Raw genomic sequence first — 19,551 nt, 5'->3', positions numbered from 1 at the left:
AAGGTGCGCTTTTTTGTTTAGAGAAGGCTGCTTCTCCGTTGTCTTAAGGACTCCATCAAGCAGGGACGGAAAGCGCTTTTTGACTACGCGACCATACGCGATGAGCCTTCATTGCATCGACAAAGGCATTCAGTACCTTGTCGTCGGAAGTATCACCCTCCACGATCCCTTCTTCTTCTTCATCATCTTTGAGCGCGAATTGCGCCTTAAAACGACGAGCCTCTCCACTGAGGCCAATCACCTTAAGATGTTTATACGCTTCCAATAAGAAGTAGCGACTGTCTCCACTCAACAGCAGTGCATCAATGTTGCCATCTGGGACAAATACCGCATCAAATGTCAGTGAAGGTAGTCCAGCAAAAGTCGCGTCAATCGGTAACACTGACCCATCATCAGCACGAATCTGACCCATATGAGGTGCCAGTAATTTTGTGTGTACGCCAGCGGTTTTCAGTGTCTGCAATGTGGCCAGTACATCTGCCGATTTCACGCCATCGCTCAACAGCAGAGCAACCTGACGGCCTTTGATATCACCGTCGGGCACAGCATACAAACTCAGGCTACTGTCTTTCTTCAGGCCATTAACGTCTGGTGCGGGCGGCGTCTTCAATTGATCAGCCGTGAGGGCAATCCCGAGGTTATCGGCAACCCCTTGTGCTAAAGCGATATCAATATTCAACAGATGATCGACCACTCGCTCTCGAATGTAAGGGCGGGCAACTTTGCTCAACTCGAACGAATAGGCATCAATGATGTGCTGCTGCTCGACAGGCGTTTGGCTTAACCAGAACAATCTCGGTTGAGAGTAATATTCGCCAAAGGAGGGGCTGCGCTCCCGCACTTTATGTCCTTCCATTCGCTCCTGATAGCTGTCAAAGCCGCCACCTTCTGCTGCCGGCGGTGTTTCACGTGGCCAATTATCATTAATCGAGTTGGGCTCATAATTTGCTGGATTGGTATCAATGTCCTGACGGTGCATGCCTTGCCGTTGGAAATTATGGTAAGGGCAAACCGGACGATTGATAGGGATTTCATGGAAATTAGGCCCGCCCAGGCGGCTAATCTGCGTGTCGGTGTACGAGAATAACCTGCCTTGCAGCAACGGATCGTTGGAAAAATCCAGCCCCGGAACAATGTGTCCAGGATGGAAGGCGACCTGTTCCGTTTCTGCAAAGAAATTATCGGGATTGCGGTTTAGCACCATCTTGCCAACGATCTCTACCGGCACCAACTCTTCCGGAATCAGTTTAGTGGCATCAAGGATATCGAAATCGAACTTAAACTCGTCCTCTTCGGGGATAAGCTGCAGGCCTAATTCATATTCGGGGAAATCACCCGCTTCGATCGCCTCCCAAAGGTCACGGCGGTGGAAATCTGGATCACGCCCGGTTAATTTCTGCGACTCGTCCCAAAGTAAAGAGGCCTTACCTGCGACAGGCTTCCAGTGGAAGCGGACAAAAGTGGCTTTGCCTTCCGCGTTGATCAATCGAAAAGTGTGAATACCGAAACCTTCCATGGTGCGATAGCTGCGTGGAATCCCGCGATCGGACATCGCCCAGATGACGTTATGCAAGGTCTCGGGCTGCAGGGAAACGTAATCCCAGAAGGTGTCATGTGCACTTTGACCCTGAGGAATTTCATTGTGCGGCTCAGGTTTAACGGCGTGCACAAAATCCGGGAATTTATGGGCATCCTGAATGAAAAATACGGGGGTATTGTTACCCACTAAATCAAAAACCCCTTCATCGGTATAAAACTTAGTGGCGAACCCACGAATATCGCGCACGGTGTCAGCCGATCCGGCGCCGCCCTGGACGGTGGAGAAACGGACAAACACCGGGGTGATTTGTTCCGGATCAGAAAGGAAGTGCGCTTTTGTCAGTGCTGTTAACGCGTGATAAGGCTGAAAGTAGCCGTGAGCAGCAGATCCTCGGGCGTGAACGATGCGCTCAGGGATGCGTTCATGGTCAAAGTGCGTGATTTTTTCACGCATGATGAAATCTTCGAGCAAAGTGGGGCCACGTGTGCCCGCGCGCAATGAGTTCTGATCGTTGGCAATGCGCGTGCCCTGGTTCGTCGTGAGCGCCTGATGAGAACCGTTTTTACGGTTTATCTCCAATTGTTGGAGTTTGGCGCTTTGGGTTTCAGGCGTTTTGAGGCTGCCGGGTGCGGTAGGCTGTTTTCCAGGCGGTGTTGGTTCTGCGGGGGGTTGGTGCGAACCGTCTTCAGGCGCTAAAGATCCTAAACCGGGTTGGGATGATTCTGGCCCTTTAGTGGGGGCTCGATGGCTGAGTTCTTTTTTATTTGTTTCATTCGACATTGTTCCACTCCAGTATATGTTTAAAGACCTCGTTAAATATAGGACAACTAGAGAAATGGGCTGGGTTTTATTTAACCTATCGGTTTTATGAGGATTTTTCTTAAGAAGTGTATTTTTATGGTTAATTACCGTTTCGCTTGCGATGAGATTTAAAAATAAGCCAGGCGGCGCAGGTGTTGCTTGTTTTTAGTATCAAAGTGAGTAATTAGACTGCCATGGCCCATCACAAGACCATGGCAGTGGATAAAAGCTTTTACCCATTTCCCTTAATGGTGAACATTTTGGGTTAATACCTGACGTGGTTGTGTACGTCGAGCTATACGGCCAATAATAGCTGCCAGAACCGCTTCGATAAGTAATACAAAGAATGTGAACCAGCTTGCCTTGGCAGTGGCTGCGGCGGCTTTCTCTGCGGCCTCACGAGCCTTCTGTTCGGCCTGCTGTTTTAACTGCTGAAACTGTGCAACGGCTTTTTGATAGCTTTCGACCGTTTGGTTCACAATCTGGTCGGCTTCCTGATCGCTTTTTCCGGTGCGCGCTTTGATGATGTTCTTCAGTGCGTCCCGATCTGCGGCTTGCAGGGTATCAGAGTGACGACTCATCACGCCACGTACCCAGTTGATAATATCGGTATCGGCATTTTGCGGATTTTGCGCGGTATTGGCAGCCTGTTGCCTGGCCCCATTAGCCTCACTATTGACATCCTGTTGTAGATTTTCTGGCTGTAATTCTTGTTTTCCCGTTTGGCGCAAGGTGGTTTGTAATTCGTTTTGTAGCGAATCAAGATTGATGTTGTTTTCTTGCAACTTCTCTTTAGCCATATTCGCAACAGAAGGTGCAACAGCTGAGAGGCCATTTCCAACAACATTCGCTCCCGCACCAAGAATATTGAAGGCACCTCCTACCACTCCGCTGGCAAGCGAGAAAGCCAGCCAAAGCGTGATAAGCGTGCTCACACCAAACATAAGCAGTCCATGCAACGCACCTTCACGTTGCGCAAGGCGGCCTGCTACATAACTCCCCGCAGCAATGGCAATCAGCATACTTAAACCGGTCCAAATTAATACGCCTGTACCTAAGTGTGCCAGAGGGTTTTGATCTTGTTGAGGATCGATAACCGTCGCGCCAATTGCGGTTCCGAGTAACCCAAGGAATATATGGACAATAAGCGCAGCAATAACGCCTGCAAGAACGGCGCTCCAGGAAATTCGTTTTAATGGCAATCCAGTAACCGTTTCGGTTACGATCGCGGGATCGTTATTCCATGTTTCAGGCATCATCATTCTCCTCAAAGAAATAATGTTTTATGACGTCGAATCAGTCTTGATATAAATGAGGGTAGACTAAAAAAAGATTGCACATCATTTTTACGAGGAAATTATTTCCAATCTGTAAGTTTGAAAAGTAAATGATATTTTATTCAAGTAGAGTGACACCCCTTGAAAGGGTGGCTATTGGTAGTTTTGTGAGTCAGCTCTTAATTGTGGGGTTGATTTTGAGGGGTTAATGACTACGCGTTTATCTTTTATTAATACCTCGGAAATTGTTCTTTGTAATCATCACGGAAATCCTTTTAATGTCATAAAAAGCTGAACCAAATTGCTGATAGCAAAGAACACCAATATCAATCCCCCCCCGATATTGATGGCAATAGACAGCTTTCGAATATTGATTACTCGCGCCGAGGTCAGCAACGTAAAACAGATGATGACCAGCCACAGCGCCATGATGGCAACGTGTATGGAGGCCAGCAACAGATAATGCAGCAAGGCATGGTCGCGCCCGGCGAATTGCGATACCACGGTGAGATAGAGCATCACCGCTTTGGGGTTGAGCACATTGGCTAGCCAGGCATCTTTAATCCCCATGCGGGCACTGCGGTAAGAGGCGACAGGTTGGGAAATATGACGACCACGGCGCAACAGCTGTATGCCAAGCCACAGCAGATAAGCGGCACCCGCCACGCTTAACAGATTAAAGATAATAGGAGATCGCACTAACAGGGCGCTGATGCCCAAGCCAATCAGCAGCGCATGGGTATAAATACCCAGTGCGGTGCCAAGAATAATTGCCGCCAGCCCGCGCGTGCCTGCTACCAGCGTGTTGTTGATCGCGAGGGTGAAACTCGCCCCTGGCGACAAGGCCACCGGTAAGATCGCAATAATAAAGGCGAGCACGTGCAAGTTCATGAGGGTAACGGCTAAATATGTTAAATAATTTTGAATATTATTAGACGGTGAAGCAATAATCTACCACTGCAATCACGCCGCTGGGACTAAGCGGACTTTTCAATCGCACAACAATAAGGAAGCCCATGACCATCGCTTGCCTGCACACTGCCGCCAGCAATATCGCGCTGTTTGACCACGCGGCCCGATCACTTGAATTACCTGCTCATTCATTGAGTCATATCGTGATGCCGCACCTGCTGGCTGAAGCAGAGGAGAGCGGCGGAATGACGCAACAGCAGCAACAGCGTTTGGCACAGTTGCTGCACAGTTTCACTCCGTGGTTTGATGCGATAGTGATCACCTGTTCAACGCTGGGCCCCGTGGCCGACACCTTCATTCCACAGAACACGGGCTGCCCGGTATATCGCGCAGATCGGATGCTGGCAGATCAACTGCATCAAATGGCAGGGCCTGCATTGGTGCTCTGCGCGGCTGAATCAACTTTAGCGGCTACCCGTCTGTTGTTCTGTCCACCGACGCTGCCAGCGGATAAACAGCTGCAGGTCGCACTGATTCCTGACGCCTGGGCCGCATTTAAAGCGGGCGATCATCAACGCTATCACGCGCTCATCGCCGACGCGGTAAAACAGGGGCGCGAGCAGGGCGCACAACACGTAGCACTGGCGCAGGTCTCAATGGCAGCCGCCGCAAACAGCATGCCGGAGAGCGAGCGTCCATTGACGATACCGCAGCTGGCATTAGCCGCGGTGATCGCAAAGCGTTAATGTCGCGGAAGGGACGCCTGCACGTGGCGCCCTCCCTTTTTTACCCGCTAAATGGATAATCTCTTACGCTGTCGATACCAGGGAATGAAATAAATCAGCATGCTCCCCCAGAATATCCCCGCACTGATGCCGCTGATTGCACCGTGAATCAGATTAAATGACAGGGAAGCGATTAATTCTGAGTGCAAAGCCACAGAAACGGAAAGCGTATATTTGGCGGCAAAGCCTAATAACATAAATATTGTCAGTCTGTTACCACACGCCACGTCTATTATGCGCGTTGTAAAGCCATTAGTATCGCTATCGGCCTGTGTATTGGCATGTCGGGTTCCGCCGCCGCAAGAGCAACTTCTTTACTGATTCCCATATCAATTGCCTATTCGCCAGTTGCTTATAAGCACTCACGGAACTTTTTAAGCTCCCTGTTTGGCTCCGCACGTTTAGCTTAGCGCCGTTCTCTTTCTTTTCATTTTCCTGACAGTTGATCTATGGATGTTTTGGTAGACTGTGAGGTGAGAATGAACGTTCACTACAGGGTTATTCATGAAGAATTTTCAGCGCAGTGTGATCGCCGGACTGGTGTTGTTAGTCGCCGCTTGCGATCAAAGCAGCAATCAGCAAACCCACGCCACCACAACGGAAGTGGGTGTGAAAACGTTGCAAAACGAATCGGTTACGCTGGACAGCCAACTTGCCGGACGTGTGACCGGCAGTATGACATCCGAAGTTCGTCCGCAGGTTGAGGGCATTATCCTGAAACGCCTGTTTACCGAAGGCGACGAAGTGAAAGCCGGACAGGTGTTATATCAGATCGACCCGGCCAGCTATCAGGCCAGTTACGATCAAGCGCTCGCACAATTAAAGAACGCGCAGGCGTTGGTAAAAAGCAGCAAATTAAAAGCGGAGCGTTATGCAGCTTTGGTGAAAGAGAACGGCGTGTCGCGTCAGGATGCTGATGATGCTTTGGCAACCTATCAGCAAAACGTGGCATCGGTGGACCAATATCGTGCCGCTGTAGAAAGTGCGCGCATCAATCTGAATTACACCCAAATCAAAGCGCCGATCAGCGGTCGTATTGGCATTTCATCGGTGACACCAGGTGCGCTGGTGACCGCCAGTCAAACCACTGCGCTGGCGACGATTCGTGCTCTCGACCCAATTTATGTCGATCTGACGCAATCCAGCGTCCAACTGCTCAAACTGAAGCGTCAGCAGGCTTCCTTACAGCAGAGCACTGATGCCGTGCCTGTGACGGTGAAACTCGAAGATGGCAGTGCTTATGACCATCCGGGCAAACTGGAACTGACGGAGGTGTCGGTAGATGAAGCCACCGGCACCGTGACGCTGCGCGCTATCTTCCCTAATCCGCAACATGAGCTCCTGCCAGGCATGTATGTCCGCGCCAATGTGACGAACGGCGTAAAATCCGACGCAATCCTGGCACCGCAGCAGGGGATCACCCGTGATGCCAAAGGCAACGCCACGGCATTGGTGGTCGATAAAGAGAATAAAGTCGAAAGCCGTGAAGTGGTTGCCGATCGCGTGATCGGGAATAAGTGGCTGATCACCTCTGGCCTCAATAGTGGTGACAAGTTGATTGTTGAAGGCACGGGAAAAGTGCAGGCGGGCATGAGTGTTAAAGCCGTGGAAGTGACGCCAAACGATAAAGCCGCGACCAGCGAGGGTAACTGATATGTTGGCTCAGTTCTTTATTCGTCGGCCGGTATTTGCCTGGGTTATCGCCATCTGCATTATGATGTTCGGTCTACTCAGTATTAACAGCCTGCCCGTAGCGCAATATCCTGACGTCGCGCCACCGCAGATCAGTATTCAGGCAACGTACACCGGTGCGTCGGCGGAAACGCTGGAGAGCAGCGTCACCCAGGTGATTGAGCAGCAGCTCACCGGGCTGGATGGGTTGCTCTATTTTGACTCCACCAGCACGGCATCGACCGGGCAGGTAAAGATCAATGTGACCTTCCAGCAGGGCACCGATCCCGATATCGCCCAGGTTCAGGTACAGAACAAGGTTCAGCAGGCAGAGAGCCGTTTGCCTACCGCGGTCACCACGCAAGGTGTCACCGTGGAGAAAGCGCAGAGCGACTTCCTGCTGATTCTGGCGGTGTACGACAAAACCAATAAAAGCAGCTCTTCCGATGTCGCTGACTATATGGTCAGTAATATGGAAGATACGCTGGCGCGTGTTTCCGGCGTGGGTAGCGTGCAAGTGTTTGGTGCCGAGTACGCGATGCGCATCTGGCTGGACCCGAGTAAGCTGGCGTCCTATTCACTGATGCCGTCGGATGTCACTACCGCGCTGGAGAGCCAAAATACCCAGGTTTCTTCTGGGCAATTGGGCGCACAGCCAGCCAGCAAAGAGCAGCAGTTGGTGGCGACAGTACGTTCGCGTTCGCGTCTGCAAACACCAGAGCAGTTCCGCAACATCGTGCTTAAGAGTCAGTCTGACGGTTCGGTAGTGCGACTGAGTGATGTCGCGCGCGTCGAAATGGGCGATGAAGACTACAGTGCCAACGTGTTGGCGAATGGCCATCCCGCATCCGGTATCGCTGTGCAGCTGGCATCAGGTGCGAATGCGCTTTCCACCGCTGAGCAGGTGAAAGCCACCATCAATGAGTTCCGTAGCAGTATGCCGGCGGGCTACGAGATTGCTTATCCACTCGATAGCACCGACTTCGTCAAAATCTCGATTGAAGAGGTGGTGAAAACGCTGATCGAAGCGGTGATCCTGGTGGTTATCGTGATGTTCGTGTTCCTGCAGAACATTCGTACGACGTTGATTCCGGCGATTGCCGTGCCGGTGGTTTTACTGGGTACGTTCGGTGTGCTGTCGCTGTTTGGTTACTCGATAAACACCTTAACCATGTTTGGCATGGTGCTTGCCATCGGCTTGCTGGTCGATGATGCGATTGTGGTGGTGGAGAACGTTGAGCGCGTGATGCGCGAGGAGGGGTTACCGCCGCGACAGGCCACGGAAAAATCAATGAAGGAGATTACCGGTGCTTTGATTGGTATCGCGCTGGTGCTGTCGGCGGTGTTCCTGCCGATGACCTTCTTCAGTGGTTCAACCGGTGTGATCTATCGCCAGTTCTCGATCACCATTGTGTCGTCGATGGTGCTGTCGGTGATTGTGGCGCTGACACTGACGCCGGCACTTTGTGCAACTTTACTGAAACCTCATAACCACGAAAGCGGCACCCAAGGTTTCTTTGGCTGGTTTAACCGCAGTTATGAAAAAGTGCAGGGGCGCTATCAAAACGGTGTGGGCCATGTGGTGAACAGTTCAGTGCGCTACCTGCTGCTGTACGGCGTGTTGTTGATCGGTTGTGCTGTGCTGTATATGCGTTTGCCAACCGGCTTCCTGCCGACGGAAGACCAGGGCTATATCATGGTGCAGTATCAGCTGGCACCGGGTGCCACGGAAAACCGTACCAGTGAAGTCCGTCAGCAGGTACAGCAGTACTTTGCCACCAAAGAAAAAGATAACGTTAACGTTAGCATGCTGGTTAACGGTTTCAGCTTTGCCGGTAGCGGACAAAACGCCGGTATTGGTTTTATCTCGCTGAAAAACTGGAGCGAGCGTAAAGGCACGGAGAACAGCGCCGATGCCATTGCAGGCCGCGCGATGGCTGCGCTCTCCAGCATCCGTGACGCGCAGATCTTTGTACTTTCACCGCCTTCAGTATCGGGGTTAGGTCAATCGAACGGCTTTACCTTTGAATTACAGGCGCGCGGGGCCACCGATCGCGACCAACTGCTGAAAATGCGTAACCAGCTGATTGCCGAAGCCAATCAGGACCCGGTTTTGAGTGCGGTACGCGCGAACTCACTGCCAGATCTGCCGCAGTTGGATGTCAGTATTGATGATGCCAAAGCGCAATCGCTGGGGCTGACCATTAGCGACATTAACGACACGCTGAGTGCAGCGATTGGCGGGAGTTACATCAACGACTTCACCGATCGTGGTCGCGTGAAGAAAGTGTATATGCAGGGCGATCAACAGTTCCGCAGTAAGCCTGAAGATATCGACCAATGGTATGTGCGCGGAACGGATAGCAGCAGTAACACCACCATGGTGCCGTTCTCGTCGTTCGCCTCCTCAAAATGGGCTTACGGTCCAGATGTGTTGTCACGCTATAACGGCCTGGCTTCTTATGAAATTGAGGGATCGTCAGCATCGGGCAAGAGTTCGGGCGATGCCATCACCGCAATGGAAAAGCTGGCGGCCAAACTACCGGCTGGCACAACCTTTGCGTGGAGTGGACTCTCTTATCAGGAAAAACTTTCTGGCAACCAGGCGATGTCGTTGTATGGCATTTCCCTGATTGTGGTGTTCCTGTGTCTTGCCGCGCTGTATGAAAGCTGGTCGGTGCCGTTCTCGGTGATGATGGTGGTGCCGTTAGGGGTGATTGGATCACTTCTGGCGATTACGTTGCGCGGTCTGGAAAACGATGTGTACTTCCAGGTGGCGTTGCTCACCATCATCGGCCTATCCGCGAAGAACGCGATTCTGATTGTGGAGTTTGCGGAGGAAAATTACCGCAAAGGCGAGAATCTGGTGAAAGCTGCGATTCATGCCGCCACGATGCGTTTGCGTCCGATCATCATGACGTCACTGGCGTTCACTGCTGGGGTGCTGCCGCTGGCGATTTCTACCGGCGCGGGTGCTAACAGCCGTATTGCTATCGGGACAGGTATTATCGGCGGCACCCTGACAGCAACGTTACTGGCCATCTTCTTTGTACCGCTGTTCTTTGTTCTGGTCCGTCGCGTGTTTCCGGCGATTCCGCATGACGATGCACAGTCAACCGAATCAGCTGTGAAGGCGGAGGAGTAATATGTCTGCAAAATTATTAATGGTGTTGTTACCGTGCTTTCTCGCGGGCTGTGTGTCACTCGATCCGCACTACGATCGTCCCCATGATGCGGTCAGCACCAGCACGCCAACCGGCGATGCCTATCGTGGCTTGCAGGGCACGCCAGCGAATTATCGTGATATCAGCTGGCAGGATTATGTGCTGGATAGCAAGCTGCGTCAGGTGGTGGCGATGGCGCTGGACAGCAGCCGCGATCTGCGTGAAGCGGTCGCCAGTGTGAAATCGGCACACGCACAGTACGGCGAGCAGCGCGCCGATCTCTTCCCGACGATTAGCGCAGGCGTGAGCGGCACCCGTTCGCGTGCGTTGACGGGCGAGGGGAATCAAACCGCGCTCAGTAATACTTATTCGGCGGAAGGCAGCGTGAGCTCCTTCGAGCTGGACCTGTTTGGCAAGAATCAGAGTCTTTCGCGTCAGCAGTATGAAACCTATCTTGGTACGCTGGAGGGCGCTCGCAGCACGCGCCTGACGGTGCTGTATAACACGGTGGATTACTGGTTACAGCTGGCGGCGGATCGCAGTAATCTGGCGATCGCGAAAGAGACGGCAGAGAGTGCGCGTCAGTCGCTGGAGGTGACGCGCAAACGTCTGCAAAACGGCGTGGATTCGATGGTGGATGTGGCTTCAGCAGAAACGACTTATCAATCTGCACAGGCAGATGTGGCCAGCTATACCACCAGCGTGGCGCAGGATAAGAATGCGCTGGATTTGGTGGTCGGGAAGCGTGTGCCGGATAGCCTGTTACCCCAGGATATTGAGTCGATTGGCAATGCTTTGAAAACCGTACCTGCTGGCGTGTCATCGGAGGCACTGAACAATCGCCCAGACGTATTGCAGGCCGAGCACAACCTAAAAGCGGCCAATGCCAATATCGGCGCTGCGCGAGCCAACTTTTTCCCGAGCATTACGCTGACGGCAAGCGGAGGTGTTGGCAGTGCCGATTTGTCTTCACTGTTTAAAAACGGCGCAGGCATTTGGTCGTTTGCACCGAGCATTTCGCTGCCGATTTTCAAAGGTGGCTATAACGTTTCCTACCTGAACTACACCAAAGCGCAGAAAGAGTATTACGTTGCGGTGTATGAGAAGTCTGTGCAAACCGCTTTCTCTGAAGTCGCGGATGCGCTGGCACGACGTGGCACCATCAACGATCAGTTGACCAGCCAACGTAATAATGTTGCTGCATCGCAGACTTACTATCATTTGGCCGACCTGCGTTATCAGAACGGTGTTGATACCTATCTGAATGCGTTAACTGCCCAGCGTACGCTCTACACGGCGCGGACCAGTTTGGTCAGTGTTGAGCAGGCCTACTACCAAAACCTGAATACTTTCTACAAAGTATTGGGTGGCGGTACGGCATTGAAAGAATCTGAACTGAAACTGTAACGCTTTCCCGGGCCGGTAATGTATCGGCCCGGTGAAAAATGTAACCGGGTTTTTTATCACTATTTCAGTGAGAAACGCCTTCGCGTATCCTATGAAAAAACAATAATTACGCTGTGGACATTTTAGGAGTCATGATTGAGCAAATCAGAGAATGAAGAATTCTTTCAGCAACGACAGCAGCTGATTATTTCAGCGGCTAAAGTCTGCTTTAGTCAGTCGGGTTTTCATGGTGCCAGCATGGCGGATATTAGCCGTGAATCTGGCTTGGGAGCAGGGCAGATATATCGTTATTTTGAGAGCAAAGAATTAATCGTTAGTGAAACCATTAAGAGTATTGCTGTGAATTGGCGTCTGTTTCTGCAAAATAATCTTCCGCGTCAAAGTAGTACCGCTGATATTATCAATACGGAATCCGGCTTTTGGCAGGATTGGCCTTATCAGGATCGCTGTTTATTGCTGGAGATGTATTCGGAAGCATCGCGTAATCAAGCTGTGCGCGCAGTTCTGGCGCAGGAAGAACAATTATTAATTGCGGAGTTGGAGACATCATTATGCCAACAGAGCCCTGGCGTGAGTGATCAGCAGTGCAATGATCGTATTCAATTCTTATTGATGCTGGTGGATGGCGTTGCCTGTCGCGCCTTTGGCGATAATACCCTCGATCATCGGGAAAAAGGCAGGATCAATGGCATTCTTTCGCATCATCTGTTTGGCTGATATCAAACCTTATCATGTTGATTGATGTCACGTGTGATGGCATCGAAGAAAGGCATAAACCCGACAGGTACCTCACGCTGTTTCATGCAACGGCGGATGATCATGCCATCAATCACCAGTGAAATGATGTGCAATCGGGTATTGATAACGCTGGCATCCAGTGACGGATTAAGCGTCTGTTCCTGAGTAATAAAATTATTTTTCAATACCTGCCACGCATCATTCATAATCTGACGAATACGCTCATTACGTGTGGCTTCAGATGAGACTTCCATTAGTAAGACAATACTGTGCTCGACTTCAGGCGGCACAATGTCCTGCACCGAATGCGTCACGCCTCCTGCATGGGCAATTCGCTCAAAATCAGCATTTAATAATGCAATCATGCGTTGAACTACATTCGTTACCAACGCTTCAATAATGGCTTCTTTATTTTTGTAATATTTGTAGATTAAACCAATGCTAACGTCTGCCTGGCTGGCAATATTCTGAATGGAGGTTTGATGAAAACCTTTTAGGCGCATACACTGTTCGGCTGCATCAAGAATCTGTTCGCTGCGATTCATGTTATTTACTCATCACGGAAAAGTGTATTTTACGCAAAAATGTGCAGGCTGACTAACCCTGAATGCTGAAAGTTGGCGGTCTGAGTGATGTTTCTGTCTCTTATTATTGCTACGGGTTATTAATATTCAAAAATTTTGACATAAGCGAGCAAATCGAACACCTGTTCTGGGATTTTCTCGCCGCTATCATGATGTGCATAGCCACATTTTGAGGAGCAAACCATGAACGTGATGCGAGCCCAGCGCGACCAGTTGTTTGAATACGGTCCCTTTACCATCCGCCGGCAAAGACCCGGTGAGGCTTTTGGCGCGTTGGCGATTGTTGATCAGATGTCGTTGAAAATGGATGCGCGTATTCCGATGCATACACGGCAAGATGAAGAGATTTTTAGCTACGTCTGGCGCGGTTCCGCACAACACCTTGCTGAAAATGGCGACAAAATTGCGCTGAACGCCAAACGCGCCATGGTGGTGAGCGCAGGAAGTGGAGTGCGTTATGAAGAGTCTGCACCTTTTATTGAAACCGAGATGCTGCAGGCCTATATCCGTCCGGCTAAAAGCGGCGGTGCGCCACGCACCGTGGATTTCACTCGCGCGGATGGGTTGCCGCTAAACGCCTGGACTTTGCTGGCGGGGCCAGAAAGTAGCGATGCACCGTTGCCGTTGGGTCAGGACGTTTTTATTTATGATCTCAAAGTGGAGCGGGGCGCACAGGTTGAGGTGCCACATCTTGCCGGTTACTCAACCTGGCTAACATTACTGGATGGCATTGTGCGTGTTGGCGATGAGCGGTTGATGCCAGGGGATTCGATCAGTGAGCAGGGCGCTTTACCTGATGTGCGTGGCGAGCGTGACGCGATAGTGATCGCTTTTCTGGTGAGTGACGGTGTCACGTTGGGGTGAGCCTGGCTAGAAAAGGGCTCATGAGAAAGCGTGCTATGGCGAGGGCCATTAGGGCTCTTGGGTAGGGTTTGTTGTAGCAAATTGTTTGTTAAGGCGCATCCTAAGATTTTTGCCTGGTGTAAGGGCTGCCATTGATCAAGAAATGGCAGCCTTTTTTGTATGTGCCGGTGTGGGCCGTAGCACCGCTGCTGCTGCCGGGCCGTCCTCGCGCCGCTTACGCGGTACCCTCGGCTTCCACGTCGTGCCGACGGATCGTTCGGGTAAGGCCGTCCTGGCCAACCCGAACTGCCCGGCGCATCCCTGCGCCTGGCTCCTGGCACAACGTAAAAGCCTCAGCGCTGCGGATAGCCCTTGCAGCATCAGCGGTGCTACGGCCATTTAGATTATGCCCGCTTTGATAAAACCCATTGAAGGTATGGAACACCGGTCTGGATCATCACTAAACTCGGCAAACTCGGCAAACTCGGCAAACTCGGCAAACTCGGCAAACTCGCCAAACTCGCCAAAGTCGCCAAAGTCGCCAAACTCGCCAAATCAGCCAAATCAGCCAAACTCGCCAAATCAGACAAACCCACCCAGGAATCGTCATCTCCTGCGCAACCAAGTCTTCCAGCCAACCCCAAACTTTGTCATCCCCCCTTGGCTCGACCATAGGGCATTGCACCTTCAAGTCGCATGACAAATAAGCCATTGACAACCTACTTTTGGTAAGTTACCAATGGTAGGTCAATCAATCTCGGAGATGATTCCCATGCATACGCTTATCGTTACGGCCCATCCTGACAGCCATTCGCATACGCACGCTGTGGTCACACACCTTGCAGCAGGCATCACGGCGAGTGGTTTGCACAGTGTTGAAATCGCCGATTTAGCCGCTGAGCAATTCGACCCGCGCTTCAACCAGGCGGATTTCGATCAGTTCAAATCAGGCACTGTTTCACCTGCGGATGTGTTGGCTGAACAACAACGTCTGAACCGTGCGGATGCGCTGGTATTGGTGTATCCGATTTACTGGTGGTCGTTCCCGGCACAATTGAAAGGATGGATTGACCGCGTATTTACCCAGGGCTGGGCGTATGACGATACCGGTGAAAAGGTGATAAAGAAGTTGGGGCATCTTCAGGTGCATCTGCTGGCGCTGGGGGCGGCGAATACGCGCACGTATTTGCGACGCGGTTATTTCAGCTGTATGCGCAATCAGATCGATGAGGGGATCTTCGGCTATTGCGGCGCGCCTGTGATCACCAGCGAACTGTTGTTGCCGTCCGATGAGGTTTATCCTGATGCGCATTACGCGCTCGCCCGGCAGTTGGGACAGCGACTTTTCACTTTGAAGGAACCTGCATGAACTCACCAACGCGCCAGCGTATGACCTTTGACGAACGCCGCGAGCAGCTCATCAGCACGGCGTGGAACCTGGTGCGCTCGCACGGCAGTGATGCGCTGACCTTAGGACGGGTGGCGGTCGAAGCGGGTGTCAGTAAGCCCGTGGTGTATGAGCATTTTGGTACCCGACACGGATTGCTCGCTGCGCTGTATGAGGACTTTGACGTGCGGCAAAACGCTGTGATTGATGCGGCGATGGCAAAGGCGGGGGGCGAACTGACGGAACGTGCCAGCACGGTGGCGGCTTGTTATGTGAACTGTGTACTCACTCAGGGGCGCGAGATCCCCGATGTGCTGTCAGCGCTCAACAGCACGCCCGAATTGGCCGAAGTGAAGCGCAAATACCAACTCGATTTCATGGCGAAGTTTCGTTTGTGGTTTGCTGAGGCGAAGCTGCCGCAATCCAGCTTGTGGGGCTTACTGGGCGCGGCAGACGCCATCTCAAATGCCGTGGTGTGTAGCGATATTCGGCAACTGGATGGCGTAAAGGAACTGCAGGGACTGATTGAGGCGCTGGTGCAACGCCATCTTATCTGATGCTGTTCACCAGCCAGCTGGCCAATTCGTTGAGTTCCTTCTGTTGCTCCGGAAACGCCGCAATCAGTTCTTGCATGGCAGCCTGCAGGGATTCCGGGCGATACACCACACCTTGTAGCCTCATCGCCAGCGTTTCTAACGGTGCGGGATTAAGGCTATCGGTGAAAATCTGACTGCGGCTAATGGTGCCACGCTCAACATCAAAGTGCATTTCTACGCCGCCCCAGACAAAACGTTCCTGCAGCAGGTGCGAGAAATCCGGTGCCTGGCCAAAATTCCACTCCCAGCTGCTCTGTCGGGCAAACTGCTCCTTAAAGCCGGGAAGGTCTGGCAGCGCTTCAGGTGAAATATATTCGGGCTCGCAGGTTTCGCGGTAATGCGCGAAGTAGGCGGCAATCACTTCACGACGGATGTCAGCAAAACTGATCTCCGGGATAAAATCCGCAATATTAGCGACGCGTGAACGCACCGACGAGATCCCTTTAGCCTGAAGCTTTTTGATGTCCGGGTTAAGATAATCAGCAAGACGTGAAAGATCGGCGCTCATCAGGAAAGTGCCGTGGTGAAAACCGCGATCGGGCGTTTCACGATAGGCGGAACCGGAGATCTTGCGCATATCGCCATTCACATTGACCACGATGTCATTGCGACCGGAGGCTTCGGCGCGCATACCGAGCTTCTCAAGCGCCTGCAAAATAATCGCCGTCGAGACGGTTTTATCGTATTCAGGTTTACCGGCCATAAAGGTGAAACAAGCATTGCCCAGATCATGGAACACCGCACCGCCGCCGCTGCTGCGTCGCGCCAGTTTGATGCCATCTTCTGCCATCCTGCGCGTATTGCACTCTTTCCACGGATTTTGTGCGCGGCCAATGACCACCGTTTCGGCGTTTTGCCATAAAAACAACACGCGCTGGGTAGTGGGCATCTGGCGGAAGATGCACTCTTCCACCGCGAGATTAAACCAGGGATCGTGTGAGTCAGAGATCAGCAAACGTAGGGTGGACATGTTTCCTCCAGTTCCTTGAGAGAGGGGCGTAGCTTACGCGTTACGGCAAGGAAAGGTAAGAAAAACGCCCTTCCATTGAAGCGCGTTTTTTACCTCTTATGCCACCACTAAATCACTTAATGGCTGGCAAGAGCAGGCCAGCACATAGCCCGCAGCGATCTCTTGTTCGGTCAGGGTCAGCGTACTGCTGACGCTGTATTCACCGGCAAGCACCTGGGTTTTGCAGCAGCCACACACGCCTTCGCGACAGGCGGCATTTACCGCTACCTGATTGCTCTCCAGCGCCTGCAACAATGAGTCGCCATGGGCTGCAAAGAAGGTTTTCGCTTCAGACAGTTTGCTCACCTTCACGCCTTCACTCGCCGCGGGCGCCGCAGGGGTGAAGAAGGGCTCTTTAAAGACGTGTAAAACCCCCATTTCTCGCGCTGTGTTTTCTACCCATTCCATATAGGGTGCAGGACCACAGCAGAAAAGTGTCCGTTCGGCGAGGTCCGGAACGGCACTCAGCATCGCCTGTGTTAAACGCCCAGCCGCAAATCCTGCGCTTGCCTGATTCTCCGCCAACAGCGTCACGGGATAGTTCTGCCACTCATCTGCGAAAATCACATCCTGCGGTGAGCGCACGCTGTAGATTACCTGCACATCCACGTCAGGGCGATGAGCAGCCAGCCAACGGCGCATCGACATCACCGGCGTGACGCCGCAACCTGCTGCCAGTAATAGCAGTTTGTTGCTGGCGAGGGTGTCACAGGTAAATGTGCCCTGGGCATCCGATAGCCTCAGGTAGTCACCGCGTTTCACCTGCTGTGTGAGCCAGTTTGACCCAGCGCCGTTTTCAATACGTCTGACGGTCAGTGTGATGTATTCACTGACGCCCGGCGTTGACGACAGCGTATAGGCGCGCAGTGTCTCCTTTTGATGACCGATATTCACGAGGGCGTATTGGCCTGCGCGGTAGGGATAGTAATCATGGCATATCAGCGATAGCGTCCAGACATCAGGCGTTTCCTGGTAAATATGATGGACTTGCATGCGCCATGGGCACAGTGGGGTTGGCATGGTCATGGTGTCTCCTATGCGCTCAGCATCTGTTGCATATCTTGCTCAACGGTGGTGACCTGGCGCAGGCCAAATTTCTCATTCAACACGGCAAGCAGGTCCGGTGTCAGGAAGCCGGGCGCAGTGGGGCCGGTGACAATATTAGTGACACCCAGAGACAGCAACGTCAGCAGAATCACAATCGCCTTTTGTTCAAACCAGGACAGCACTAGCGAGAGTGGCAGTTCATTGACGCCGCAGCCCAGTTTCTCTGCCAGGGTTACGGCCAACATGATGGCTGAATAGGCATCGTTGCACTGTCCGGCATCCACCAGACGCGGTAAGCCTTCAATGTCACCGAAATCGAGTTTGTTAAAGCGATACTTCCCGCAAGCCAGCGTTAAGATCAGGCAATCTGCCGGCACCTGGGTGGCAAAATCCGTGAAGTAATTGCGTTCACCGCGTGCACCGTCGCAGCCACCGACTAAAAATACGTGGCGCAATTTTTCCCGGCTGACGAGGTCGATCAGCGTATCGACCGCGCCGAGCAGTGTTTGTCGGCCAAAGCCCACGGTGATGAGATGTTCAATCTCACTGTAAGGGAAACCGTTGAGCTGCAAGGCTTGTGAAATCACAGGGCTGAAATCGTCACCTTCCAGATGATTGACGCCAGGCCAGCCAACGATGCTGCGCGTCCAGATACGATCCTGATACGAGCCAACATGCGGATCGATGATGCAGTTGGATGTCATCACAATAGGGCCAGGGAAGCGCGCGAATTCAACCTGCTGGTTCTGCCAGCCGCTGCCGTAGTTACCCACCAGGTGTTTGAATTTACGCAGTTCAGGATAGCCATGCGCAGGCAACATTTCGCCATGAGTGTAGACGTTAACGCCTGTGCCCTCGGTTTGTTGCAGCAGGTGATAGAGATCTTTCAGGTCATGACCGGAAATCAAGATGCTTTTACCCGCGACCGCTTTGACGTTGACCTGAGTGGGGGTGGGATGGCCATAAGCATGGGTTTCACCCGCATCGAGGATTTGCATCACGCTGAAATTCATCTGGCCGATATCCATCGCACATTCAAGCAATGCATTCATCTCCGCTGGCCAGGTGCCGAGCCACGCCATGATGGTGTGATAACGTGCGTAGATGGCGTTGTCATATTGACCGAGGACATGCGCGTGTTCCATGTACGCCGCTGCACCCTTCAGCCCATAGAGACAAAGCAAGCGTAAGCCGAGAATGTTGTCACCGATGGCGGCTTTATCGCGGTTGGGGATAAAGGCCGCCGCTTGCCTTTGCAGATCGCCGAGGTCGTCACTGACCAGCTGTAAATCGGCCATTGGATGGTCGACCTGCGCATGGGCATCGAGCGCCAGGCACAGCGCTTTTAGTGCTTCACGTTTGGCTATCGCTTCACGCGCGTAACCGACGATGCGAATCGGATCAAAGTTGACGTTAGTGAGGGTGGAAAAGAAGGCGCGCGGGGCGAAGCTGTCGACCGCGTGGTCAATCAGGTCATATTCGCGCGCTTTGCAGGCCCATGCCGAGAGCCCTTGCAGCGTTGCAATCAATAAATCCTGTAAGTCGGAGGTTTCAGCGGTCTTGCCGCACATTCCCTGCGCGTAAGAACATCCGTTGGCCACGGGAGTTCGAATGGTTTGCTCACATTGCACACAGAACATAATCACACCTTGCGTATAAGTTGTATTTTAAATGCATCTTTAAGCTAGGCTTGATTTTGCTGACTGACCAGCGGATTTGCAGGTTACTTAAGGGGAGATTGATTTAGCGCAATTTCGTGCAGGGACATTCTAACGAGGTTTATTTGCGTA

At 52.3% G+C, this 19,551-nt stretch carries 16 protein-coding genes; 9 read left to right on the top strand and 7 right to left on the bottom strand.

What is annotated here, in order from left to right:
• Window positions 1–55 precede the first annotated feature (55 nt).
• The 3 genes from katE to VI01_RS05625 all read right to left on the bottom strand — a co-directional run bounded on the left by katE (window position 56) and on the right by VI01_RS05625 (window position 4,497).
• Window positions 56–2,320 (bottom strand): catalase HPII, encoded by a 2,265-nt coding sequence (gene katE, locus VI01_RS05635; protein WP_045814311.1) that lies wholly within the window; start codon window positions 2,318–2,320, stop codon window positions 56–58.
• Between the two features lie 266 nt (window positions 2,321–2,586).
• Window positions 2,587–3,597: a TIGR04086 family membrane protein gene (locus VI01_RS05630; RefSeq protein ID WP_045814310.1), complete on the bottom strand. Its 1,011-nt coding sequence runs from the start codon at window positions 3,595–3,597 to the stop codon at window positions 2,587–2,589.
• A 282-nt stretch (window positions 3,598–3,879) separates the two neighbouring features.
• Window positions 3,880–4,497: a LysE family translocator gene (locus VI01_RS05625; protein WP_369801860.1), complete on the bottom strand. Its 618-nt coding sequence runs from the start codon at window positions 4,495–4,497 to the stop codon at window positions 3,880–3,882.
• Window positions 4,498–4,634: 137 nt separating this feature from the next.
• Here VI01_RS05625 and VI01_RS05620 point away from each other — a divergent pair, with 137 nt between their 5' ends.
• The 5 genes from VI01_RS05620 (at window position 4,635) to VI01_RS05595 (ending at window position 12,274) form a co-directional block, all read left to right on the top strand.
• Entirely contained in the window at window positions 4,635–5,276 is a 642-nt protein-coding gene (locus VI01_RS05620; protein ID WP_045814308.1) for a hypothetical protein, read from the top strand.
• Window positions 5,277–5,819: 543 nt separating this feature from the next.
• The gene (locus VI01_RS05610) at window positions 5,820–6,968 is read left to right on the top strand and encodes an efflux RND transporter periplasmic adaptor subunit (RefSeq protein WP_045814306.1); all 1,149 of its coding nucleotides are present in this window, start codon (window positions 5,820–5,822) and stop codon (window positions 6,966–6,968) included.
• Between the two features lies 1 nt (window position 6,969).
• Window positions 6,970–10,131 (top strand): efflux RND transporter permease subunit, encoded by a 3,162-nt coding sequence (locus VI01_RS05605; protein ID WP_045814305.1) that lies wholly within the window; start codon window positions 6,970–6,972, stop codon window positions 10,129–10,131.
• A 1-nt stretch (window position 10,132) separates the two neighbouring features.
• Entirely contained in the window at window positions 10,133–11,557 is a 1,425-nt protein-coding gene (locus tag VI01_RS05600; RefSeq protein WP_045814304.1) for an efflux transporter outer membrane subunit, read from the top strand.
• Window positions 11,558–11,692: 135 nt separating this feature from the next.
• The gene (locus tag VI01_RS05595; RefSeq protein ID WP_045814303.1) at window positions 11,693–12,274 is read left to right on the top strand and encodes a TetR/AcrR family transcriptional regulator; all 582 of its coding nucleotides are present in this window, start codon (window positions 11,693–11,695) and stop codon (window positions 12,272–12,274) included.
• A 2-nt stretch (window positions 12,275–12,276) separates the two neighbouring features.
• On the opposite strand, the gene VI01_RS05590 is transcribed toward VI01_RS05595, so the two are convergent.
• Window positions 12,277–12,840 carry a TetR/AcrR family transcriptional regulator gene (locus VI01_RS05590; RefSeq protein WP_045814302.1) on the bottom strand — a complete coding sequence of 188 codons (564 nt, stop codon included), beginning with the start codon at window positions 12,838–12,840 and terminating at the stop codon, window positions 12,277–12,279.
• A gap of 222 nt (window positions 12,841–13,062) precedes the next feature.
• Here VI01_RS05590 and VI01_RS05585 point away from each other — a divergent pair, with 222 nt between their 5' ends.
• The 4 genes from VI01_RS05585 (at window position 13,063) to VI01_RS05570 (ending at window position 15,666) form a co-directional block, all read left to right on the top strand.
• Window positions 13,063–13,743, top strand: a complete 681-nt coding sequence (locus tag VI01_RS05585) for a pirin family protein (RefSeq protein WP_045814301.1) — start codon at window positions 13,063–13,065, stop codon at window positions 13,741–13,743.
• A 142-nt stretch (window positions 13,744–13,885) separates the two neighbouring features.
• Window positions 13,886–14,125, top strand: coding sequence for a hypothetical protein (locus tag VI01_RS05580; protein WP_045814300.1), 240 nt, complete (start codon window positions 13,886–13,888; stop codon window positions 14,123–14,125).
• A gap of 369 nt (window positions 14,126–14,494) precedes the next feature.
• Window positions 14,495–15,091 carry an NAD(P)H-dependent oxidoreductase gene (locus VI01_RS05575; RefSeq protein WP_045814299.1) on the top strand — a complete coding sequence of 199 codons (597 nt, stop codon included), beginning with the start codon at window positions 14,495–14,497 and terminating at the stop codon, window positions 15,089–15,091.
• On the top strand, window positions 15,088–15,666 hold the full coding sequence (locus VI01_RS05570) for a TetR/AcrR family transcriptional regulator (RefSeq protein ID WP_045814298.1): 579 nt from the start codon (window positions 15,088–15,090) through the stop codon (window positions 15,664–15,666). The genes VI01_RS05575 and VI01_RS05570 overlap by 4 nt, the downstream gene beginning before the upstream one ends.
• Here VI01_RS05570 and VI01_RS05565 read toward each other — a convergent pair.
• The 3 genes from VI01_RS05565 to hcp form a co-directional block, all read right to left on the bottom strand.
• Window positions 15,659–16,675: a lipoate--protein ligase A gene (locus VI01_RS05565; RefSeq protein WP_045814297.1), complete on the bottom strand. Its 1,017-nt coding sequence runs from the start codon at window positions 16,673–16,675 to the stop codon at window positions 15,659–15,661. The genes VI01_RS05570 and VI01_RS05565 overlap by 8 nt on opposite strands.
• Window positions 16,676–16,771: 96 nt before the next feature.
• Window positions 16,772–17,740, bottom strand: a complete 969-nt coding sequence (gene hcr, locus VI01_RS05560; protein ID WP_045814296.1) for an NADH oxidoreductase — start codon at window positions 17,738–17,740, stop codon at window positions 16,772–16,774.
• An 8-nt stretch (window positions 17,741–17,748) separates the two neighbouring features.
• Window positions 17,749–19,401 (bottom strand): hydroxylamine reductase, encoded by a 1,653-nt coding sequence (gene hcp / locus VI01_RS05555; protein WP_045814295.1) that lies wholly within the window; start codon window positions 19,399–19,401, stop codon window positions 17,749–17,751.
• Window positions 19,402–19,551: the final 150 nt, after the last annotated feature.

Source organism: Pantoea sp. SM3 (assembly GCF_000963995.1).
GTDB classification, from domain to species: Bacteria; Pseudomonadota; Gammaproteobacteria; order Enterobacterales; family Enterobacteriaceae; genus Pantoea; species Pantoea rwandensis_B.
Note: the sequence above shows the minus strand (reverse complement) of the source record. Positions and strands in the feature narration are given on the sequence as shown.